This is a genomic window from Gammaproteobacteria bacterium (genome assembly GCA_019911805.1).
GTDB lineage: Bacteria > Pseudomonadota > Gammaproteobacteria > Thiohalobacterales > Thiohalobacteraceae > JAHJQQ01.
The window spans coordinates 1-2,037 of sequence record JAIOJV010000022.1; the positions used below are offsets into that span (position 1 = coordinate 1).

At 57.0% G+C, this 2,037-nt stretch carries 3 protein-coding genes; 1 reads left to right on the forward strand and 2 read right to left on the reverse strand.

Annotated elements, in window-relative coordinates:
- Positions 1 to 354 precede the first annotated feature (354 nt).
- Positions 355 to 543 carry a hypothetical protein gene (locus K8I04_01725; GenBank protein MBZ0070437.1) on the forward strand — a complete coding sequence of 63 codons (189 nt, stop codon included), beginning with the start codon at positions 355 to 357 and terminating at the stop codon, positions 541 to 543.
- Between the two features lie 71 nt (positions 544 to 614).
- Here the strand turns inward: K8I04_01725 and K8I04_01730 are convergent, their stop codons facing one another.
- Together K8I04_01730 and K8I04_01735 are read right to left on the reverse strand one after the other, a co-directional pair.
- Entirely contained in the window at positions 615 to 866 is a 252-nt protein-coding gene (locus tag K8I04_01730; GenBank protein MBZ0070438.1) for a hypothetical protein, read from the reverse strand.
- A gap of 33 nt (positions 867 to 899) precedes the next feature.
- Positions 900 to 1,478, reverse strand: coding sequence for a hypothetical protein (locus K8I04_01735; GenBank protein ID MBZ0070439.1), 579 nt, complete (start codon positions 1,476 to 1,478; stop codon positions 900 to 902).
- Positions 1,479 to 2,037: the final 559 nt, after the last annotated feature.

Consider the following 2,037-nt stretch of genomic DNA (forward strand, 5'->3'; position numbering starts at 1 on the left):
GATCGGCACGCCGGCATCGCCTTGCTTCAGGGTCGAGACGATCTGCGCCTCGGTGAACTTCGATTTCTTCATGGAACCTCCTGGCGGAAAGATGCCAGAAAGTTCTACTTCTCAGGTGTGCGCGATAGGGGGGAGCTTACGGTTCCCGCTCGCGATAGGCCACCAAGGCGACATGTCCGAGTGCATTATTGCATCTAGGATGACATGAGAGAACGTACCCACATACGCGCCAATGAATGACGCAAGCCATGTGAATGGATAATGCGCGATGGATAGCCTGCGAAGCACTACAGTGCTAATGGGTCTGCCGATGATGCCTGCGATAGTGCCAATCACCAAGGCGCCGAGAAGCGTATGAGTTGGGCCGTGCAGTATTGGCTTATTGGTGAGCATGCCGATGAGCGGCTCAATGTCCATAAGAACTTGAGATCCGCCGAAGACCATGAAGCTGAAGTGGCGACCTCCAATTGCTTTGAAGGCTACGCCTGGGCCGAGATGGAATGGCGTGACGGGCATATTGTCCTAAGCAGGCCTAACGCCTGAGTTAAGCCGGCCCGCCCGATGCGGTCCGGTTGGCGCCGAGGCCGCGAAGCGGGCTCGGCTTGAACGAATTGTTAGCTGCCACTGCCCACGAAGTACAGCGCTAGAAGTGGCACGAGATTGAACAGCAGGATGCCTATCTTGTAGACCGCCATGCCGCCGTAGTGGACCGCGTCAAATGTTGGCTCGGAAAGCCGGAACCAACGACCGTGAAGTGCGCGCAACCAGTTGCGCGCCGCCACGAACACGACGAACCAAGTCATCAGGATTGCGTAGTTGATGGCGAGCGACCAAAGCAGGAAGCGGCAGAGGAAATCCGAATTCACGACGATCTCCTTTGGTGGCAGCTAACGCCTGAATTAAGCCGAGCCGCGAAGCGGCTTCGGCTTGAATGAATTGTTAGGGCGCGTGCCCGTTGGCCGACAAGCCGTTGGGCCCACCATAATCACGATCTGGTTTGAAGCAACCACACCATCCCCGCGTACAACTGTGTCACTCACCAAAGGCTCCATGGCAGCGGGGATTGGGCTGCGATACAACACCTGAAGGGTATAGGCACCAGGAGCAGGGAATAGCTGCTCAATCGTGTCTCGGCGGGTGACTCCGAAGAAATGCCCACGCTGAAGAGTCAAGTAATAGGTCCGATCGTCGAATGTGGACGGCACCGGCATATCGTGGTCAAGGAACTTTGGTTGAATTTCCTTTCCTGTACTGTCTTTGATCTCTAGAGATAGGCCACTAAGAAGTCCCCAGCCGAGACGCCCATACAAAGTTACGGGATTTCTATGCGTGTTGGTGATGCGTACGTCCAACACTATCGGATCGCCTGCTTGATACTCCTGGCAGTCGGCTGAGAGCGTGACCTCAAGGCCCTGGTTCGCTGGAGCAGAATTGGCTGTGCCGAGAAGCATAGCGAGAGCAAGTTTGGTTATCGACATTGCTTGGTCAGCGCCCTAACGCCTGAGTTAAGCCGACCCGCTGCACGGCGGCAATAGAGCACGAACATACCTGAAAAATTTGCCGCCGTGAAGCGGGTTCGGCTTGAACGAACTGTTAGGCTCGGACTGGCCGGTGTGTTGCTGCACCACCGTTTGCGGGAACTCGCTGCCACAGTGCTTGGATGGCGCTGACCTGCTGCGTGACGTGCGACACAAGCATGGTTGTCGCATCTGCGTGCTTGGCCGCCGAAGAGCCAAGTGAGCGAGCCTGAGGCAGGGCGTGCGGCGCCAGCGTGTTGAGCGCGCCTGGACTGAGCGAGAAGCTGGACGGCGCGTGCGCGGTACTGGCCGCGCAAGAGGAACAGGTGCTCGCTGGGGCGAAGCATAAATCCGGGTGCAGAACCAATGCCCATGCAGAATTATCCGGCTCTTTACTCTGCAAGTTTTTGAACACCAGCCGAGCCTAACGCCTGAGTTAAGCCGACCCGCTGCACGGCGGCAATAGAGCACGAACATACCTGAAAAATTTGCCGCCGTGAAGCGGGTTCGGCTTGAACGA